This window comes from Arthrobacter sp. AOP29-A2-19, assembly GCF_058138025.1.
The window spans coordinates 3,822,271-3,838,446 of sequence record NZ_CM176894.1; the positions used below are offsets into that span (position 1 = coordinate 3,822,271).

The window sequence follows — 16,176 nt, forward strand, 5'->3', positions numbered from 1 at the left end:
GCCTGGTCTCGGGCGTCCGCCTAGCGCACCGTGGCGTACCAGATGAGCAGCATGGTCACCAGAAAGCCGGTCAGGTAGTTCAGCCACAGGAAGCGCCGCCAGCCCGCGTTGGCGGCGGGCGATCCGGCGTCGTCCAGCCGCGCGAACGGCAGCACGTTCGCCAGGTACGGGAGCGCCAGCAGGGCACCCAGGGGTCCGGGCCACTGCGTCCCGAGCATCAACAGCCCGGCCGCCGCGTAGGCGCCCGCGGCGGCCAGCACCGTGCGGCGCGCGCCCAGGACCGTGCCGATGGAGCCCAGCCCGGCCTCCCGGTCCGGCACGATGTCCTGCACCGCGCCGAACGCGTGGCTCGCCATGCCCCACAGGAAGTACGCGGCAAGCAGGCACCACAGGCCGGTCGTGTACTCGGCGCCGGCGAGGGCCAGCGCGTACGCGGCGGGGGAGACGAAGTGCGTGCTGGACGTGATCGAGTCCAGGAACGGGCGCTCCTTGAAGCGCAGGCCCGGCGCGCTGTACGCGTAGACGGCGAAGAGGCTCACCAGCAGCACCATGTTCGCGCTCCAGGACCCACGGATCCCGAGCACCACCACAAACGGGACGACGGCGATCGCCGAGGCCCAGAGGATGGTCCGGTGCCGGGAGCGGTCCACGACCGCGCCCTCAGCGCCGCCCTTGCGGGGGTTGCGGAGGTCCGACTCGTAGTCGAAGACGTCGTTGACCCCGTACATCGCCAGGTTGTAGGGCAGCAGGAAGAACACGGTGCCGACCACGAGGACCCAGTCGATCCCGCCGGCGGACAGCAGGTACGCGGCGGCGAAGGGGTAGGCGGTGTTGACCCAGGAGACCGGCCGCGACGTCGCGATCAGGTCCCTCAACGCTCCGACCCGTCCCGCGGGGACAGCAGCATCCATAGCGCGGGGAGCAGCAGCGCCGCGCCCAGCGGGTAGGCGAAGTCCTCGATCGGTGCCAGCCCGATCCGGATCCCGGCCAGGGCGTGGCCGCCGTAGTCGAAGAGCCCGGAGGCGATCATCACGTTGTCGAAGACGGCCGTGAGCACAAAGAGCGCGGCGACGGACAGCGCGACGGCGGCGGGCGCGCGGCGCGGGATGCGCCGGGCCGCCCAGGCGGCCACCCACGCCAGTGCGGCGATGCCGAGGAACACGGCGTTCAGTTCCAGGAAGCTCACGGTCGGGCCTCCCGGCCGGTGGTTCGGAGGGGTGACGACGGGGGTTCTGCGGCGGCTGAGCGCCGCCGCAGCCACTGCAGGCCGCCCGTGAAGAGGACCATGGTCTGGTAGCAGAGGAAGGCCAGGAAGAACGCCTCCTCCAGCGGGAACTGCTCGCCCAGCATGATGCCGGTCATCAGCGGGGAATCGCGGTGGAGGAAGATGCCCTCGGCGATCGCCCAAACGTCCCAGGCGGAGAAGTAGGCGACGCCCGCTGCCATGACCACGGCCGCGCGGACCGGCCGGTGGAAGAAGAACAGCCGATGGCGGGCGTCGAGGAGCGCCATGCAGCCCAGGAGGACGATCAGCACCAGCAGGTAGATCACGCCGGTCCTCCCGCGTTGGACGGCGCCGCGGCGGGCTCCTGGAGCGGGCCCGGCGTGCGGTCGCCGCGGACCGCCTTGAGGACGAGCTCGGCGCTGATCATGCACATGGGAACTCCGATGCCGGGTCGCACGGAGCTGCCGGCATAGAGCAGGCCGGACACCTTGGCGCTGCGGATCCCGGGGCGCAGGAACGCGCTTTGGCGCAGGGTGTGCGCGGCGCCGAGCGCGCTGCCGCGCCACGCGTTGACGTTCAGGGCGAAATCGCCGGGGCCGTAGGTCCGGCGGAGCACGATGCGCTCGCGCAGGTCCTCCACACCCGTCCAGGCCGCCAGCTGCTCGATCGCCGAGTCCGCCACCTGTTCCACCTTGGCCGACCCGCCGCCGTCGATGCCGCCGGCGCCCCAGGAGGTTTCGGCGGGCGAGGGCACCAGGACGAACAGGTTCTCGTGGCCGTCGGGCGCCACGCCGCGGTCCGTGGCGCTGGGCCGGCAGACGTAGATGGACGTTTCGGGATTCAGGTCGCGTCCGGCGTCGATCCGGCCGAAGTTGTCCCGCCAGTCGGCCGTGAACAGCAGGTTGTGGTGCGCCATCTCCGGCAGTTCGCCCCTCACACCCAGGCACACCAGCACGGCGCTGGGCCCAGAGTCGCGGCGTTTCCAGGCCTTCTCCGGGTGGGTGCGCAGGCGCTCGGGCAGCAGCTCCGTCTCGACGTGGTGGAGGTCCGCGGCGGCCACAACGGTTCCGGCGTCCTGGCGGTGTGCCGTGCCCTCCGCGGAGGTCCACACCACGGCCGAGACGCGCTCCCCTCCGGGGCCAGGCGCCGTCTCGATGTTCCGCACCGTGGCGCCGGTGACGATCCGGACGCCGGCGTCCCTGGCGACGCGCTCCATGGCGTCCACCAGCGCGGCGAAGCCGCCGCGCGGGTACAGGACGCCGTCGGCCAGGTCCAGGTGGCTCATCAGGTGGTACATCGCGGGGGCCTTGAACGGCGTCGTCCCGAGGAAAACGGCCGGGTAGCCCAGCAGCTGGCGCTGGCGTTCGTCGGAGAAGCCGGACCCGACGAAGGAGGCCAGCGGCTGGAGCAGCAGGCGGCCGAGGCGGGCCATGCGGGTGACGACGGCGGGGTGGACGAGCCCGCGCAGGCTCGCGAAGTCGTCGTAGAGGAAGTGGGCCTTGGCCAGCCGGTACGTCTCGGCCGCCGAGTCGAGGTAGGCACCGAGCCGGGCGCCGGAGCCGGCATCCATGGACTCGAAGAGCGCGATGGCCCGGTCGCGGCCGGTGACAACGTCGACCGGTTTCGCGTGGCCCTCGAACCAGGTCCGGTACGCCGGCTCCAGCGGGACGAGGTCCAGCTCCGCGGCCGCGCTGGTGCCCATCAGTGCGAACCAGTGGTCGATCACCTCGGGCATCAGGTACCAGGACGGGCCGGTGTCGAACATAAAGCCGTCCCGGCTCCACCTTCCCGCCCGGCCGCCGAGCCCGTCGTTCTTCTCCAGCAGCACGGTGGCGTGGCCGTCGCGGGCCAGCAGCCCCGCGGTGGCGAGTCCGGCGATGCCTCCGCCGACGACGACGCAGGGATTGTCTGCCGCCGCCGGGCTTCCCGCGCCAGGCGCCACGGACACGGAACGACGGCGGGCGGCGAGGAAGCGGGAAGCGGCGCGGCGCCGGAAGGACAGCCAGGTCACGATGCCGCCACCGTCCCCCGGGCGGAACCGCGCGCGCCGCCGAGCGCGGGCTTGAGGGCGAGGACCCGAACAGCCACCGCCGCCTTCGCGGCCGCGGGGACGCGGATGCGCTCCGTGCGCAGCCGCTCCGCCGGTGAGCGGTCCAGCCGGTCCACGAGTTCCTGGAAGAGCCCGTGGGCCAGCGCGACGGCGCGGCGCGCTCCCGGAGCCAGGAGCGGTAGCCCGGCCTCCGCGGCCCGCAGGTCCGCGCGGATGTCCGCCACGAGTACGGCCTTGCGCGCGTCGTCCAGCTCCTCGGCGGACGTGCCGGGGAAGTAGGACCGGCCCAGCTCGCCGCCGTCTGCCGCCAGGTCGCGCAGGAAGTTGACCTTCTGGAACGCCGCCCCGAGGTGGACGGCCGCATCCTCCAGCTCCGCGTCGTGACCGCGGACGGCCCCGGGCATGGATTGGAACACGCGCAGGCACATCAGGCCCACCACCTCGGCAGAGCCGTGGATGTATTCGCCCAGCGACGCGTCCGAGTGGCGGGTGAGCGTGAGGTCCGCGCGCATCGAGGAGAAGAACGGGCGGGTCAGGTCCGTCCCGATGCCCCGGGCCCGGGCGGTCGCCGCAAAGGCGTGCACGGCCAGATTGGTGCTGTAGCCGCAGCGCATCGCCGACTCCGTCTCGCGCTCCAGTTCGTCGAGCTGCGCGGCCACGCCCTCCGGGTCCAGTCCCGCGGCGGCGGCGGCGCCGTCGACCACTTCGTCGGCGATCCGCACCAAAGCGTAGATGTTTTCCACGTCGCGGCGCGCGTCCCCGCCCAGGAGGCGGCAGGCCATGCCAAACGACGTCGAGTAGCTGGAGATGACCACGGCGGCGCTGCGCGTGGCGGCGTCGGAGTAGCGGCCAAGGGGATCCAGGGTCATGGTGCTATTGCTCCCGGTAGAGGACGTGGTGGGTGATGGATTCGAGTTCTGCGTAGCGGGCGGCGTCCAGGCCCAGGCCGGCGGCCTCCCGCAGGGCGGCGGCGACGAGACGCGCGGCGAGCGAACGGGCGTGGGCCTCGGCGCCGCTCGCCTGGAGTGCGGCGCGGACCGGAGCCACGGCCGTTTCGCCGCGCCGGAACGCGCTCCAGGCGGCCTTGAAGTCCGAATCTGAGGCGGCGAAGGCCGTCAGCACTGTGCGCTTGCCCCCGCGGAGATCGGATTCCACCGACTTGCCGGTGGTCGCCGGGTCGCCGAAGGTTCCCAAGACGTCGTCGATGACCTGGTACGCCGTCCCGATGCGCCGGCCGATTCCGCCGAGCCGGGCGGCGTCGTCGAACGGCGCGCCCGCCAGCAGCGCGCCGGCGTGCAGCGGCGCCTCGAAGGAGTAAGCGGCGGTCTTGAGCCGCTCCATGTTCAGGATCTGGTCGAGTTCCACGGTCTCCGGCGCCAGCGAGAACAGCAGGTCGTCGAGTTCCCCGGCCGCGGAGGCCTGGATGGCGCCGTGGACGACGTCGACGATGTCGCCCGTGCGTCCCACGGCCGCGCCCGCGGTCGCCGCGAGCTTGATGGAGCCCGCCAGCAGGAGGTCCCCGGCGATGATCGAGGCCGAATGCCCGGCGTGCTCGGCATCCTGCCGGTCGAAGCCGACGGCCGCGGCCTCGTCGCGGTACAGCGCCCCCACTGTGGGTGCCCCGCGGCGGACGAAGTCACGGTCGATGACGTCGTCGTGCACCAGCAGCGCGGCGTGGAGCATCTCGAAGGCTGCCCCAAGCCGGGCGCAGGCCTGGTGGTCGGCGCCGGCGTAGGCGCGGAAACCGAAGTGGACCAGCCGGGGGCGCATCCACTTGCCGCCGGCCACGGTCCCCTCCAACCGCGACCAGAGGGTGGTGAAGTTGTTGGACAGGATGCCCGGGTGTCGGCGCGCGGCGCCGACCTCGTCGTCCAACTCCGAGCGGACGGCGGCCCGGTAGGTGTCCCAACCGGCCGGTTCCGGTGACTCTCGCATGGAAGTGCCCGTCGTTTGCGCACTGGTGTTCAGGTCCATGGCCCGGCGCCCGTCTCCGGGAACTCCGTGGCCGTCTGCGTGGCCTCGGAGGCGGCGGCCATCGCGGCGAGCCGGCGCTCCATGGCCTCCACCACGGCGTCGATGTACGTCACGACGGCGCGTTGCCCGGCATCGTCCATGGAGGCGACCACGGCGTCGGTCTCCATGATCATCGGCATCAGTTGCCCCATCGTTTCGCGTATGGATGATTCGGTCGGCTGGACCAGCCATCTGCGCCGATCCGTGGCGTGCCGGACTCGGCGCGCGTGCCCGGCCGCCACCAGCCTATCCACAACAGTGGTCGTTGCGGCGCTGGTCAGGTGCACGGCCTTGGCGAGCTCGCCCGGGCTCATCGAGCGGGCGCGCATCAGGTGCTGCATGGCTTGGAAATCCGTCTCGTTGATGTGGAGATGCTGGCGCATGCGGTATTCCATGGCCTCGTTCAGCACCAGCACCTTGCGCAACCGGGCGGTCGCCTTGTGGACTGGTGGTGGCCGGAAAGGCTGTTGCTCCGGGTCCATTGCTTCTCCAATTGATAATTAGAAATTCTAGAAACATACTGGTGGAACAAGATTGATTTGTCGAGCGGACGCCGGACCAGAAATCGGCGGAAGCCCCGAGTGAACGGAGCGCACGGCATGAGCCACACCGAAGCAGCGGGAAGGAGACTTTCCGCATGGGCGGTTGCCGCATGTGTCGCCGCGTCGATCTTCTTCGCCTTCCTCGGCAGCGGCGCCATCGGGGGGACGCCCATTCAAGACGCCGCGGACGGCTGGCTGTCCGCGGACGGAACCCCGCTGGCCCCTGGCCGGACGGCGTTCTCCATCTGGACCGTCATCTACGCGGGCCTCGTGGTGTACGCCGTGGTCCAGCTGCTCCCGTCGCGGCTGCGTTCGGAGCGGCACCGCGCACTGCGTCCCTGGGCCGCCGCCTCCGTCCTGCTCAACGCCGCGTGGATCTGGGTGGTCCAGTTCGGCTGGCTGGCCGCCAGCGTCGTGGTGATCATCGCCCTGTTGGCCGTGCTGGCCCGCATCCTGGTCCTGCTCGTGGCCCGGCCCGTGGGGAGCGCGGTGGACGCGGTCGTCGTTGACGGAACCTTCGGCCTGTACCTCGGCTGGGTGTGTGTGGCCACGGTCGCCAACGTCGCCGCCTGGCTGGCCTCCCTCGGCGTCACCGGCTTCGGCCTGCCCGTGCCGGTCGCCGCCGGCGTCGTCCTCGCCGTCGCGGCGGGCGTGGCCGCGGCGATCGCCTTCTACACCGGCGGCCGCGCGGCCCCCGCCCTCGCCATGGCGTGGGGGCTGGCCTGGATCGCCGTCGGGAGGCTGGACGGCGGGATCGTGTCCGAGCCCATCGCTTGGACGGCCGCGACCGCCTCGCTGGTGGTGGTCGCCGCGACCGTCCTGGCCCGGCTTTCCCCGCGCGCCAGAACCGAGCACAGCCGCAAGCTGGCCGCCTCCCACGGGACACGGCGATGAGCGTCGTCGCCGTGGCGGGTGCCACGGGCTACATCGGCGGCCGGCTGGTTCCGCTCCTCCTGGAGCGCGGCCACACGGTCAGGGTACTCACCCGGGACGGTTCCAAGCTGCGCGACGTCCCCTGGGGCAAGGACGTGGAACTGGTCGAGGGTACGCTGGAGGATTGGGCCACGGCGGCCGCGCTGGTGGACGGCGCCGACGTCGTCTACTACCTCGTGCACTCGATGGGCGGCGGAAGCGCGGACTTCGAGCGCACCGAGCGCGAGTGCGCCCGTCACGTCGCGACCGCGGCGCGAAACACCGGCGTCGCACGGATCGTCTACCTCTCCGGCCTTCACCCCGACGGCGAACTCAGCCGGCACCTGGCGTCCCGGACCGAGGTCGGCGAGATCCTGCTGGACTCGGGTGTGCCCACCATGGTGCTCCAGGCCGGCCTCGTGATCGGCTCCGGCTCCGCGAGCTTCGAGATGGTCCGCCACTTGACCGACGTACTGCCGGTCATGCCCGCCCCGCGCTGGGTCATGAACCGGATCCAGCCCATCGCCGTGCGCGACGCCCTGCACTACCTGGCGCATGCCGCGGAGGTCCCGCCGGAGGTCTCCGGAACCTTCGACATCGGCGGTCCCGACGTCCTGACGTACGCGGACATGATGCGCGGCTACGCCCGCACGGCCGGGATCCGGCAGCCCCTGGTGGTGGCGCTCCCGGTGCTGACCCCGTGGCTGGCCGCGCAGTGGGTGAACCTGGTGACGCCGATTCCTCGGAGCCTCGCCATCCCGCTGGTCGAGTCGCTGCAGCACGACTGCGTGGTGCGCGAGCACGGGATCGACGCCGTGATACCGCCGCCCGAGGGCGGGCTGACGGGCTACCTCAAGGCCGTCGAGCTGGCGCTGATCAAGATCGAGGCCGGCTCCGTCGAGACGTCCTGGGCCACGGCTCAGGCGATCGGGCAGCCCGGGGAACCCCTGCCGAGCGACCCCGAGTGGGCCGGTCGAACCGTCTTTACTGACGCGCGCGAACGGGCCACCAGCGCCACCCCGGAACAGGTCTGGAAGGTGATCGAGGGCATCGGCGGGGAGAACGGCTGGTACTCCATGCCGCTGGCCTGGTCCGTCCGGGGCTGGATGGACAAGCTGGCCGGGGGAGTGGGCCTGGAGCGCGGGCGCCGTAGCCGGCACCAGTTGCAGTTCAACGACGTCGTGGACTGGTGGCGCGTCGAGTCGCTCGAGCCCGGGAGGATGCTGCGCCTGCGCGCCGAGATGAAGGTGCCCGGCGGCGCCTGGCTGGAGCTCTCGGTCGAGGCGGCCGACGGCGGAGGGAGCCTTTACCGGCAGCGGGCCATCTTCTTCCCGCGCGGCCTGGCCGGGCGCGCCTACTGGCTGGCCGTGCTGCCGTTCCACGGGATCATCTTCAAGTCCATGGTGGACAGGGTCACCGCCGCGGCGGAGGGGTCGGCGCACGCGGTCGCGTGACCGCCCTCCTAATCCTTTCCGCCCAGCAGTCCGGTGGTCCGGTAGGCGATGACCTCGCGGAGGAACATGGACGTGGACGTGCGGGTGATGCCGGGACAGAAGCGGATCTCCTCGCTCACGCGGTAGAGGTCGTCCGGATCCGTGGCCACCACGCGGATCAGCAGGTCCGTGTCCCCGGCCGGGGCGAAGCACTCCAGGACCTCGGGGATCCGGCGGAGCGCCTCGATCGCCTCGTTGAGCATGGACTGGTCCAGTTCCGCACTGACGGACGCCGAGACGCCCCGGCCCAGCGCGGCCGGGGTGACGCGGCTGCTGTTGGGCCGCAGCGCGCCGGACGCCGCGAGCTTCTCGAGCCGCGACTGGACGGTGCCGCGGGCAAGGCCCAGCCGCTGGGCGAGCATCATGACCGGGATGCGCGGGTCGTCGTCCAGGGCGGCGAGGATCCGCCGGTCGGTCTCGTCGAGTTGGTAGGTCTCGGGCGTCATGGGGCTCCTTGGGTGGCCGAACCCGGGTGGAGTGCGGGAGGGTGCGCGGCCGGGCCGGTCAGACTGACCAAACCAGGCACCTTTGATGGATCCAGACTAGGCATATTGATCAGCCGATCCCAAGCCTGTTGCGCGGTATGACCGATGCTTGCTTCACTTGCGACAGACGCACGGCGGCGCCACAAGCGCAGTCCCTGCTCGTTGACGGTCCGCGGCAACATCCCTGACGCGGACCGGCACGGCCCACAAGGCCCGCAACGGAAGAACCGCACCAGACGGCGACAGACGCGAGGGGCCAGGCGGCCGGACCGCCGGGCCCCTCGCTGTTGTCCACATCCGCGCGTCCCGGCTGGTCTGGCACAGCAACTCGGGATAACTTCGTAAGCATGAGATTCATGCGTCTTGAGGACGTGGCCGAGGAGTTGAACGTCAACATGCCCCAGGTCCGTTCCCTCGTGCGCAGCGGGGATCTGCCAGCCATCAAGGTCGGCGGCCGGGGGGTCTGGCGTGTGGAGCGCGCGGAGCTCGAGGCCTACATCCAGCGGCAGTATTCGGCAGCCAGGGAGTCGCGCGGGTCCGTGGACCGCGAATCCTCCGGGACGCTTGGCCAGGAGGCCGTCGAGCAGGACCACTAGGGGTGTCACGCCCGGTCCGGTGGCGGTAGGGTTCACATCCATGCACACACGTCGGGAGGGCGCCATGTCGGAGCAAAGCGGATCCTTCGACCACCGTCTCTACAGCGCGTATCTCAACGAGCATCTGCTGGCCTCCGAGGCCGGCGTGAAGGCTTTCAAGGCGGCAGCCGACACGTGGGAGGGCACCGAATACCGGTCCGTGTTCCTGGACCTGGTGCGGCAGATCGACGATGACAAGCGGGACCTCGTGCGCCTGATGTCGACGCTCGGGTACCGGCCCCATCCCGTGAAGCAGGCGCTGACGCTCGCCGCGAATGCCCTGGGCCGGATCAACCCGGTCAACCTCATGCGCTCCAAGAAGGGCGGCATGACGCAGCTGGAACTCGATGTGCTGGTTGGCATGGTCACGGCCAAGAAGATGATGTGGGAGACGCTCACCATGCTCTCCGCCGTCGACAAGCGGCTGGATCCCGCCCAGCTGGCGGACCTGACGCGGCGTGCCGAGGATCAGATCCGGCAGATCCGCGACGTCAACACCGAAACCTACCTTCGCCGGTTCGTGCCGCACGAGGGCGACGACAGGTAGCCGCCCTTCCGGAGGCCGCCGCGCACCGCGGGGTCCAGCAAACCAACCGATCAGGAGAGCACACCGTATGGATGGCACCGCCGTCGTTGTCGGAGCAGGACCGAACGGATTGGCGGCCGCGGCACGGCTGGCCGTCGCCGGGATGAAAGTGACCGTCTACGAGCAGGATGGGGTTGTCGGGGGCGCCGCGCGCTCCGGCGACGTGCTGGGCGAGGGGACCGTCACGGACCTGGGCGCGGCCGCGCACCCCTTCGGCGTCGGCAGTCCGGCCTTCCGCGAGCTGGGCCTGGAGCAGCGCGGCCTCGAGTGGATCCATCCCCGGTACCCCATGGCGCATCCGCTTCCGGACGGGACCTCGGCGATCCTCCATCGGGACGCCGCAGAGACCGCGCGGAGCCTCGGCGTGGACGCGCGGGCCTGGCTCCGCGTCCACCAGCCCGTGACCAAGCGCCCGTTGGACGCGCTGGAGAATCTGTTGGGCCCCCTCGTGCGCATGCCCCCGCACCCGGCGACCATGGCCTCCTTCGGGATGCGCGCCGCGTGGCCGGCCTCGGTGCTGGCCCGATCGGTCTTCCGGACCGAGGCCGCCCGCGCGCTGTTCGCGGGATCCGCGGCGCACTCCACGCTGCCGCTCGGCCACCCCATGACCGCGGCGTTCGGCGTCATCTTCGGCGGGCTCGGCCACACCACCGGATGGCCGGTGGCCAAGGGCGGCACGCAACGCATCACGGACGCCCTACTCGCCGTTGTGCTGGAGAACGGCGGGACGGTCCACACGAACTCGCCGGTGACGGATTTGCGCCAATTGCCGACGTCCGACGCCGTGCTCCTGGACCTGACGCCGCGGCAGCTGCTCAAGCTCGAGGGCGCCGACCTAACGGACCGGTACCGCGCGCACCTGAGGCGCTGGAAGTACGGCACGGGCGTCTTCAAGGTCGACTACCTGCTGGACGGGCCGGCCCCGTGGGCCGATCCGCGCACCGCCGGCGCGGGCACCGTCCACGTGGGCGGGACGCTGGGCGAGCTGATGGAGGCGGAGCGCCAGTCGAACCGCGGCCAGCCACCGGAGAGGCCGTTTGTGCTGGTCAGCCAGCAGTCCGGCGCCGACCCCACGCGCGCGCCCGAGGGGCGGCAGGTGCTGTGGAGCTACGCCCACGTGCCCAACGGGAGTACCCAGCCGATGGGTGCGCGCATCGACGCGCAGTTGGAGCGGTTCGCGCCCGGGTTCCGGGACAGGATCATCGGGCGCGTGGAGACCAGCCCCAGTCAATTGGAGTCCTGGAATCCCAACTTGGTCGGCGGGGACGTCGGCGGGGGATCGTTGGCCGGAGTGCAGCAGGTCTTCCGCCCCGTGCCTACGCTCAAGCCCTACAACACTGGGACTCCGGGCCTCTACGTGTGTTCGTCGTCCACGCCGCCAGGCGGTGGAGTGCACGGCATGGGGGGCTGGAACGCGGCGAAGGCCGTCATGAAAGACCTCGCCAGGACCCGCCGCTAGCGTCGGCGCCCGGCGGATGCGCGCGCGGGAACCGGCCCCTCTTGGGGGGCGCTTTTGCCCGGCGGGCGGCTGGCCGCTAACCTTATGGATGTTGCGTTTCCCCGGAACCGCAACACGGGGCTTTAGCTCAGTTGGTAGAGCGTTTCGTTCGCAATGAAAAGGTCAGGGGTTCGATTCCCCTAAGCTCCACAGTTTGATGACTCGCGAGACGCCTGTCAGTGATTTGGGAAATGCCCCGGCCGTCGGCCGGGGCTTTTCTGTTGGTTGCGCCAGTCGTCGGCGGCCGGTTAGATGCGTTGCTGGCTGAGGATGCCTTCGATGAGGATCTTCGAGGCGCCGCGGCGGTAGGCCTACGTCGTGGGCCCCGACAGTTCGACGTCGCCCGGCTGCGGGTGCTCGCCCTCGTCCCACAAGAGCTGGATCGCGTACGCCGTCAGCTCGTGGTGCCAGACGACGACGTGGCCCACCGCTTCGGGTCCGGTCCGGGCTCGGACGGTCGCCGGGAACTGGAGCGGGTTGGGTGTCTCGGCCGGGAGCAGCTTCGGGCTGAACGGCATCAGGTAGAAGCCGTTACCGCAGTCTTCGTGCACTGTGGTGAAGGATCCTGTGAACTGCGCCTTCAGGGCGGCCCGGAACTTGCCGGCCCGCTCGAGGATCTGGTCCATGAGCGCGCGCTGCGCGTCGTCGGGCTGGACGAGCGTTGCCCATGGGTGCGACGCTACCGGATCACGGCGACACTCCATCGCGGGCACACGGAGGGGCGCCGCCCGCCTAGCGCGGGGCGCCGCTCCGGGATCTAGTTCGACGCTAGGCGGAGGGCCTTGCTCGTGAAGGAGCGTACTTCTCCGGTGGCGTCCTCGACGCCGTAGACCCACTTTCCGGAAGCGGTGGCTCGGACCTCGATGATTGTCCCGCACGAGTGTGGAGTGATGACGTCGTCTCCGGGCTTGAAGGTGGTGGTCATACGCCCGATTGTATGGGCGCCCGACTGCTGTCCCTCTCGCGGGCGCGGTGGTCGGGCGCAGCCGAGGCCGCTGGCTCGGCGGGCACCGCATCGTCGGACGGCACGCCGCGATCGGACGCGGCGTTGAAGATCGCGCCGAGGCTGTAGAGGGCAGCGGCCAAGGCCGTGAGCCGTGCGACGAGATCCAACCAGGAGAACCCGTCGCCGAACGGGCCGTTCAGCGTGGCGGCCAGCAGGCCGAGCAAGCCGGCCAGGATCCACAGGCCGAGGCCGATCAGGAGCGCGCGGGCATAAGGCAGTGGTCGTGCAGTCATGTGATTACCCCAAGTAAGCGAAAGCGAACCTCCAGCTTACCGAGGGCACGGAGTTGCTTCAGCCGGCGGCCGCGGAGGACGGCGAGCCGGTGGGTCCGGGTGCCGGGAGGTCGGGCCACATGACGCGGTATCCCTCGTCGCGGATGACGAGGACGTCGAACCCGAGGGCGATGTCGCGCGTGTCGGTGCGGGGTTTGATCGTGAGTCTGGCATGGCTGCCCATCCGCTCGTCGAACACCAGCCTGGCGGTGTCCGGGTGGGCACCGCCGTCGCAGAACTCGCCTTCGGTCGCGGCGCAGGCGCCAATGCCGGCGGCGACGCCCAGAGACAGGTGGGTGGTGAGGATGTCGACGATCGGATCGTTCCCGGCCGGCGGCGCGGTCGCCACCGCGTGGTGCAGTGAGGTGGCGTGCGAGGACGAGTGCCGGGTCCGCCGGCCGGCTCACCGTGGGCAGCCCGCGCACGCCGCGTCACTCGCTACGACCATAGGATCAAACCAAAAGGAGCATCGGGGGAACAGTGCAAGAGAACGACAGAACAAGCCCGGCCACACACGAGGCCGCGGCCGAGGGCATCACGCCGGCGTTCCGCAAGGCGTGGCGCAGGCTGAACGCCCGGCCGCTCGTGCTCTGCCTGATCGTCTGCGGGCTCACCTACTTCCAGCGCCCGCTCGAGGCAATCATGCTGGCGGGCCTCTGTGTCGTGTTCGGAGCGATGGCCGCGGCGATCTCCATGGTCGCCGCGCACTGGTGGGCACTCACCCTGAAGCCGCCCATGGTGTGGGCCGGCATCGCCCAGCTGTGGGGGACCGGCGTCGCGTGGCTGGTCATCCACCCGGCGGCGCTGGCCTTTGGAGGGCTCGCCGCCGGGGACTGGTCCACGGAACCGTCCATCTGGCTGTACGCGCTCATCCCGGCAGCCTTCTGGGCGACCGCCGCTGTCCGGGCGCTCGTCGTCGCGCAAGGCACTACACCTACAACCGAAGGCAGGGACGCGCAATGACCCTCGAACAGACACGGTACGGTCGACCGACTGGCGCCAGCGGATTCACCCAATGGTGGAAGCTCCACGCGTGGTCCGTCGGCGTCTATGTCGTCCTCGTGATGGCGGTCAGCATCGCCGCTCAGGGCGCAGGCCTGATCCTTCTCGCCGTGGCGTTCGCCTTCGTACCGGCCGCGCTCCTGATCTCCGGCATCGCCATGACGGCGATGCGGAGCCGGTTCGCCGCACGGACCGCGCCCGGCTCTCGCCCCGGGTTGGCCCACGTCATCGGGGCGCTTGGCGCGGCGCTGATCGTCTATATGCCCGTCTGGGTGAACGAGGCTGCCGGCCGTTCTTCGATGCTTGGCGATTCCGGGCCGTGGATCCTCCCGGTCCCGGCCGCCTACTGCGCGGTGGCGGTCAGGTCGCTGGTCCGAGCCCAACGTGGTGAGGCGGCGTGAGCACTCCTGCCCGAATCGCACCTACCCGTGCCTACCGTGCCGCGGCCGTTGCCGGGGTCCTGCTTTTGACCGGCTGCACTGCTGCCCAGACCCCCGAACCGGTCGAAACCGCGGACGCAGCATGGCCCACCGTTGCGCCGTCCGTGTCGCCGACACCGTGGACGGCGCCGGAGCGAGAACCGCTGCTCGCCTACCGCCCCGTGGATGAGACAGTGCTCGTGGCGCTCGACAACCAAGAGGGCGTGGAGACGATCTTCGGCCTCCCGATTGAGGCACCCGTGCTGGCCGTGTACGCCGAATGCACGCGGGGCCAGTCGACCGACATCAGAATCTCGATCGGCGGGATCGACCTGCTACCCATGGGGTGCACGATCAACGGCCAGGGCCATCGCCAGGAAGTCGACGTCAGCTTCCTCGACCTCGACGAGGGTCTGCCGGTCACCGTGAAGGTGAAGGCCGGCACGACCTGGGCGCTCACCATTGCGGAAACCAAAGGCGGAGCCTCGAGTTGATGGCCACGAGGAAAGGCGAACGGCGGAGCGGCAGCGAGGTCAACCGTGGATGAGCTCGCAGCCAAGTGGGACATGCTGCTCGTCCGGCTGGCTAGGGCGTTGGACGGCAAGGCCGCCGTCGTGGAGACGCATCGGTCGACCGACCGGACCAAGACGGTGTTCGCGGAGGCGGAGTTCCGCTCCCCGGTCGGCAACGGCCCAGAGCTACAACTGCGCTTCGAGGTCGAAGTGGACGACGGCGAGGTCGTCAGGGCCACCACGTGCGGCACACCGGCCGGCTCCTCTCTGGCAACATTCCGGTTCCGAACCGTTGCGGCTATCGTTTCCCCGATCATCCCCGGGACACCTCCGGCGCACAAGGTCGGCCAAAGGAACGGCACCCCTGGCACGACCCCATGAGGCCCAGCCCGCAAGCACCACCCCGGGTACCTCCACGCTCTGGACAAGCTCTGGCTTTCCCCGCAGGGTGGGGGCAGGACGCCCGAGCTCCGGGCGCCAAGGCGAAGGGACCCCATGGCCGAAAGGGACATGCCGGCCCGTTGGGCGCGGGCCCACCAGAAGGCCGCTACCGTCGCCGACCGCGGCTTCGACGAGCCGCTGCGAACATACCTCCGCTGGTATCTGCCGGCCGGCGCCCTGCTCCTCGTCTGCCTCGGATACACCCTGTCCAACCTGCTGCTGGACTTTGCGTGGAACACCGACTTCGCGATCGCCATGCTGCTGGCCCTGTTCGGTACGTGCGTCGGGGGTTACGCCTACGCGAACCGGCGTCTCAAGCCCCGGGTGACCCTTGCCCGGTCGACCCCGCTCTACGGGCTGGAGGAGGGCGAACAAAAGTCCATCCGCCGACAAATGCTGGGGAAGGAACCACCGGTTCCGGAACAGCTCGCCGTCGTCCGCGGCGTCGCCATCGAACAGCGGTACACCCTGGCCAAGCAGTTCATGGTCCTTCTGCCGTTCCAAGTGCTCCTGTGCACGGCCCAGATCGTCAACTTTTCAGCCAGACAAGGCTCCGTCGCACTATGGCTTTATGCCCTGTGGCTGTTCATGTGTTTGTGGCTGATCGCCTACGGCGCCTGGCAGTACCGCCGGATGGGCGCGTTCCTGGCCGACACCCGGGATGAGGGCGAACAGGACAACGCCCGGCCGTCATAGGCCCCCTAACCGCGGGTCCCACGGGGGCAAGTCCCGCTCTTCCTCGGTCAGCTCGGGAGGCAGGCGCCGGTACTGCCGTTCGTGCTCCCAGGCCACCAGCACGGCAATCGGCGCGGTGGCCAGTGCGAAAACGAGGATCGCCCAGTCTCCGGGCCTGCTCAGCATGGAGAAACCAAGAATGAATGCGCCCACGGCATAGAGCACCAGGGCGACGGTGAAGAACCTCTTGGGGCCCAAATGGCTCGGCATTTGGCCCCGCTTCGGAGACATTGCGGTTCCAAACCCTTGATTTCCCTTCCTCCGATTGTCCGCCTGCCGGCACCGCCAAGCAATGCATGCCACCGCGACAGGCGCGCCCGGTCCGGTCGCCCCAAGACGCCCCGGCAACT

At 70.3% G+C, this 16,176-nt stretch carries 23 protein-coding genes and 1 tRNA gene; 11 read left to right on the plus strand and 13 right to left on the minus strand.

What is annotated here, in order from left to right:
• Window positions 1-20: 20 nt before the first annotated feature.
• The 7 genes from AC3ZJJ_RS17715 to AC3ZJJ_RS17745 are packed head-to-tail and all read right to left on the minus strand — an operon-like array spanning window position 21 to window position 5,770.
• Window positions 21-911, minus strand: coding sequence for a prenyltransferase (locus tag AC3ZJJ_RS17715; protein ID WP_489893139.1), 891 nt, complete (start codon window positions 909-911; stop codon window positions 21-23).
• Window positions 872-1,186, minus strand: coding sequence for a lycopene cyclase domain-containing protein (locus tag AC3ZJJ_RS17720; protein WP_489893140.1), 315 nt, complete (start codon window positions 1,184-1,186; stop codon window positions 872-874). Before AC3ZJJ_RS17720 ends, AC3ZJJ_RS17715 begins: the two co-directional genes overlap by 40 nt.
• Window positions 1,183-1,551: a lycopene cyclase domain-containing protein gene (locus tag AC3ZJJ_RS17725; protein WP_489893141.1), complete on the minus strand. Its 369-nt coding sequence runs from the start codon at window positions 1,549-1,551 to the stop codon at window positions 1,183-1,185. The genes AC3ZJJ_RS17720 and AC3ZJJ_RS17725 overlap by 4 nt, the downstream gene beginning before the upstream one ends.
• The gene (gene crtI, locus AC3ZJJ_RS17730) at window positions 1,548-3,236 is read right to left on the minus strand and encodes a phytoene desaturase family protein (RefSeq protein ID WP_489893142.1); all 1,689 of its coding nucleotides are present in this window, start codon (window positions 3,234-3,236) and stop codon (window positions 1,548-1,550) included. Before crtI ends, AC3ZJJ_RS17725 begins: the two co-directional genes overlap by 4 nt.
• Window positions 3,233-4,144 carry a phytoene/squalene synthase family protein gene (locus AC3ZJJ_RS17735; protein ID WP_489893143.1) on the minus strand — a complete coding sequence of 304 codons (912 nt, stop codon included), beginning with the start codon at window positions 4,142-4,144 and terminating at the stop codon, window positions 3,233-3,235. The genes crtI and AC3ZJJ_RS17735 overlap by 4 nt, the downstream gene beginning before the upstream one ends.
• A gap of 4 nt (window positions 4,145-4,148) precedes the next feature.
• Window positions 4,149-5,210 carry a polyprenyl synthetase family protein gene (locus AC3ZJJ_RS17740; protein ID WP_489893144.1) on the minus strand — a complete coding sequence of 354 codons (1,062 nt, stop codon included), beginning with the start codon at window positions 5,208-5,210 and terminating at the stop codon, window positions 4,149-4,151.
• Window positions 5,211-5,239: 29 nt separating this feature from the next.
• Window positions 5,240-5,770, minus strand: coding sequence for a MarR family winged helix-turn-helix transcriptional regulator (locus AC3ZJJ_RS17745; RefSeq protein ID WP_489893145.1), 531 nt, complete (start codon window positions 5,768-5,770; stop codon window positions 5,240-5,242).
• A 117-nt stretch (window positions 5,771-5,887) separates the two neighbouring features.
• Here AC3ZJJ_RS17745 and AC3ZJJ_RS17750 point away from each other — a divergent pair, with 117 nt between their 5' ends.
• Together AC3ZJJ_RS17750 and AC3ZJJ_RS17755 are read left to right on the plus strand one after the other, a co-directional pair.
• Window positions 5,888-6,724 (plus strand): TspO/MBR family protein, encoded by an 837-nt coding sequence (locus tag AC3ZJJ_RS17750; RefSeq protein WP_489893146.1) that lies wholly within the window; start codon window positions 5,888-5,890, stop codon window positions 6,722-6,724.
• Window positions 6,721-8,196, plus strand: coding sequence for an SDR family oxidoreductase (locus AC3ZJJ_RS17755; RefSeq protein WP_489893147.1), 1,476 nt, complete (start codon window positions 6,721-6,723; stop codon window positions 8,194-8,196). The genes AC3ZJJ_RS17750 and AC3ZJJ_RS17755 overlap by 4 nt, the downstream gene beginning before the upstream one ends.
• Window positions 8,197-8,204: 8 nt before the next feature.
• On the opposite strand, the gene AC3ZJJ_RS17760 is transcribed toward AC3ZJJ_RS17755, so the two are convergent.
• Window positions 8,205-8,681, minus strand: a complete 477-nt coding sequence (locus AC3ZJJ_RS17760; RefSeq protein ID WP_489893148.1) for an Lrp/AsnC family transcriptional regulator — start codon at window positions 8,679-8,681, stop codon at window positions 8,205-8,207.
• A 395-nt stretch (window positions 8,682-9,076) separates the two neighbouring features.
• Here AC3ZJJ_RS17760 and AC3ZJJ_RS17765 point away from each other — a divergent pair, with 395 nt between their 5' ends.
• The 4 genes from AC3ZJJ_RS17765 to AC3ZJJ_RS17780 all read left to right on the plus strand — a co-directional run bounded on the left by AC3ZJJ_RS17765 (window position 9,077) and on the right by AC3ZJJ_RS17780 (window position 11,589).
• Window positions 9,077-9,316 (plus strand): helix-turn-helix domain-containing protein, encoded by a 240-nt coding sequence (locus AC3ZJJ_RS17765; protein WP_489895895.1) that lies wholly within the window; start codon window positions 9,077-9,079, stop codon window positions 9,314-9,316.
• 64 nt (window positions 9,317-9,380) lie between these two features.
• Window positions 9,381-9,902 carry a hypothetical protein gene (locus tag AC3ZJJ_RS17770; protein WP_489893149.1) on the plus strand — a complete coding sequence of 174 codons (522 nt, stop codon included), beginning with the start codon at window positions 9,381-9,383 and terminating at the stop codon, window positions 9,900-9,902.
• 67 nt (window positions 9,903-9,969) lie between these two features.
• Window positions 9,970-11,400 (plus strand): phytoene desaturase family protein, encoded by a 1,431-nt coding sequence (locus AC3ZJJ_RS17775; protein ID WP_489893150.1) that lies wholly within the window; start codon window positions 9,970-9,972, stop codon window positions 11,398-11,400.
• Window positions 11,401-11,516: 116 nt separating this feature from the next.
• Window positions 11,517-11,589, plus strand: a tRNA-Ala gene (locus AC3ZJJ_RS17780).
• A gap of 161 nt (window positions 11,590-11,750) precedes the next feature.
• On the opposite strand, the gene AC3ZJJ_RS17785 is transcribed toward AC3ZJJ_RS17780, so the two are convergent.
• The 4 genes from AC3ZJJ_RS17785 to AC3ZJJ_RS17800 form a co-directional block, all read right to left on the minus strand.
• The gene (locus AC3ZJJ_RS17785; RefSeq protein WP_489893151.1) at window positions 11,751-12,065 is read right to left on the minus strand and encodes a hypothetical protein; all 315 of its coding nucleotides are present in this window, start codon (window positions 12,063-12,065) and stop codon (window positions 11,751-11,753) included.
• Between the two features lie 131 nt (window positions 12,066-12,196).
• Window positions 12,197-12,364 carry a single stranded DNA-binding domain-containing protein gene (locus AC3ZJJ_RS17790; protein ID WP_489893152.1) on the minus strand — a complete coding sequence of 56 codons (168 nt, stop codon included), beginning with the start codon at window positions 12,362-12,364 and terminating at the stop codon, window positions 12,197-12,199.
• The gene (locus AC3ZJJ_RS17795) at window positions 12,361-12,678 is read right to left on the minus strand and encodes a hypothetical protein (RefSeq protein WP_489893153.1); all 318 of its coding nucleotides are present in this window, start codon (window positions 12,676-12,678) and stop codon (window positions 12,361-12,363) included. The genes AC3ZJJ_RS17790 and AC3ZJJ_RS17795 overlap by 4 nt, the downstream gene beginning before the upstream one ends.
• A 58-nt stretch (window positions 12,679-12,736) precedes the next feature.
• The gene (locus tag AC3ZJJ_RS17800; RefSeq protein ID WP_489893154.1) at window positions 12,737-13,066 is read right to left on the minus strand and encodes a hypothetical protein; all 330 of its coding nucleotides are present in this window, start codon (window positions 13,064-13,066) and stop codon (window positions 12,737-12,739) included.
• Between the two features lie 131 nt (window positions 13,067-13,197).
• Here AC3ZJJ_RS17800 and AC3ZJJ_RS17805 point away from each other — a divergent pair, with 131 nt between their 5' ends.
• The 5 genes from AC3ZJJ_RS17805 to AC3ZJJ_RS17825 all read left to right on the plus strand — a co-directional run bounded on the left by AC3ZJJ_RS17805 (window position 13,198) and on the right by AC3ZJJ_RS17825 (window position 15,787).
• Window positions 13,198-13,680, plus strand: a complete 483-nt coding sequence (locus AC3ZJJ_RS17805) for a hypothetical protein (RefSeq protein WP_489893155.1) — start codon at window positions 13,198-13,200, stop codon at window positions 13,678-13,680.
• A complete protein-coding gene (locus tag AC3ZJJ_RS17810) occupies window positions 13,677-14,120 on the plus strand; it encodes a hypothetical protein (RefSeq protein ID WP_489893156.1) in 444 nt (147 codons plus the stop codon). The genes AC3ZJJ_RS17805 and AC3ZJJ_RS17810 overlap by 4 nt, the downstream gene beginning before the upstream one ends.
• Window positions 14,117-14,632, plus strand: a complete 516-nt coding sequence (locus tag AC3ZJJ_RS17815; protein WP_489893157.1) for a hypothetical protein — start codon at window positions 14,117-14,119, stop codon at window positions 14,630-14,632. Before AC3ZJJ_RS17810 ends, AC3ZJJ_RS17815 begins: the two co-directional genes overlap by 4 nt.
• A 45-nt stretch (window positions 14,633-14,677) precedes the next feature.
• Window positions 14,678-15,031 carry a hypothetical protein gene (locus AC3ZJJ_RS17820; RefSeq protein WP_489893158.1) on the plus strand — a complete coding sequence of 118 codons (354 nt, stop codon included), beginning with the start codon at window positions 14,678-14,680 and terminating at the stop codon, window positions 15,029-15,031.
• Window positions 15,032-15,145: 114 nt separating this feature from the next.
• Window positions 15,146-15,787, plus strand: coding sequence for a hypothetical protein (locus tag AC3ZJJ_RS17825; RefSeq protein WP_489893159.1), 642 nt, complete (start codon window positions 15,146-15,148; stop codon window positions 15,785-15,787).
• On the opposite strand, the gene AC3ZJJ_RS17830 is transcribed toward AC3ZJJ_RS17825, so the two are convergent.
• Complete coding sequence (locus AC3ZJJ_RS17830; RefSeq protein ID WP_489893160.1) at window positions 15,782-16,036, minus strand: hypothetical protein; 255 nt, start codon at window positions 16,034-16,036, stop codon at window positions 15,782-15,784. The genes AC3ZJJ_RS17825 and AC3ZJJ_RS17830 overlap by 6 nt on opposite strands.
• Window positions 16,037-16,176 lie beyond the last annotated feature (140 nt).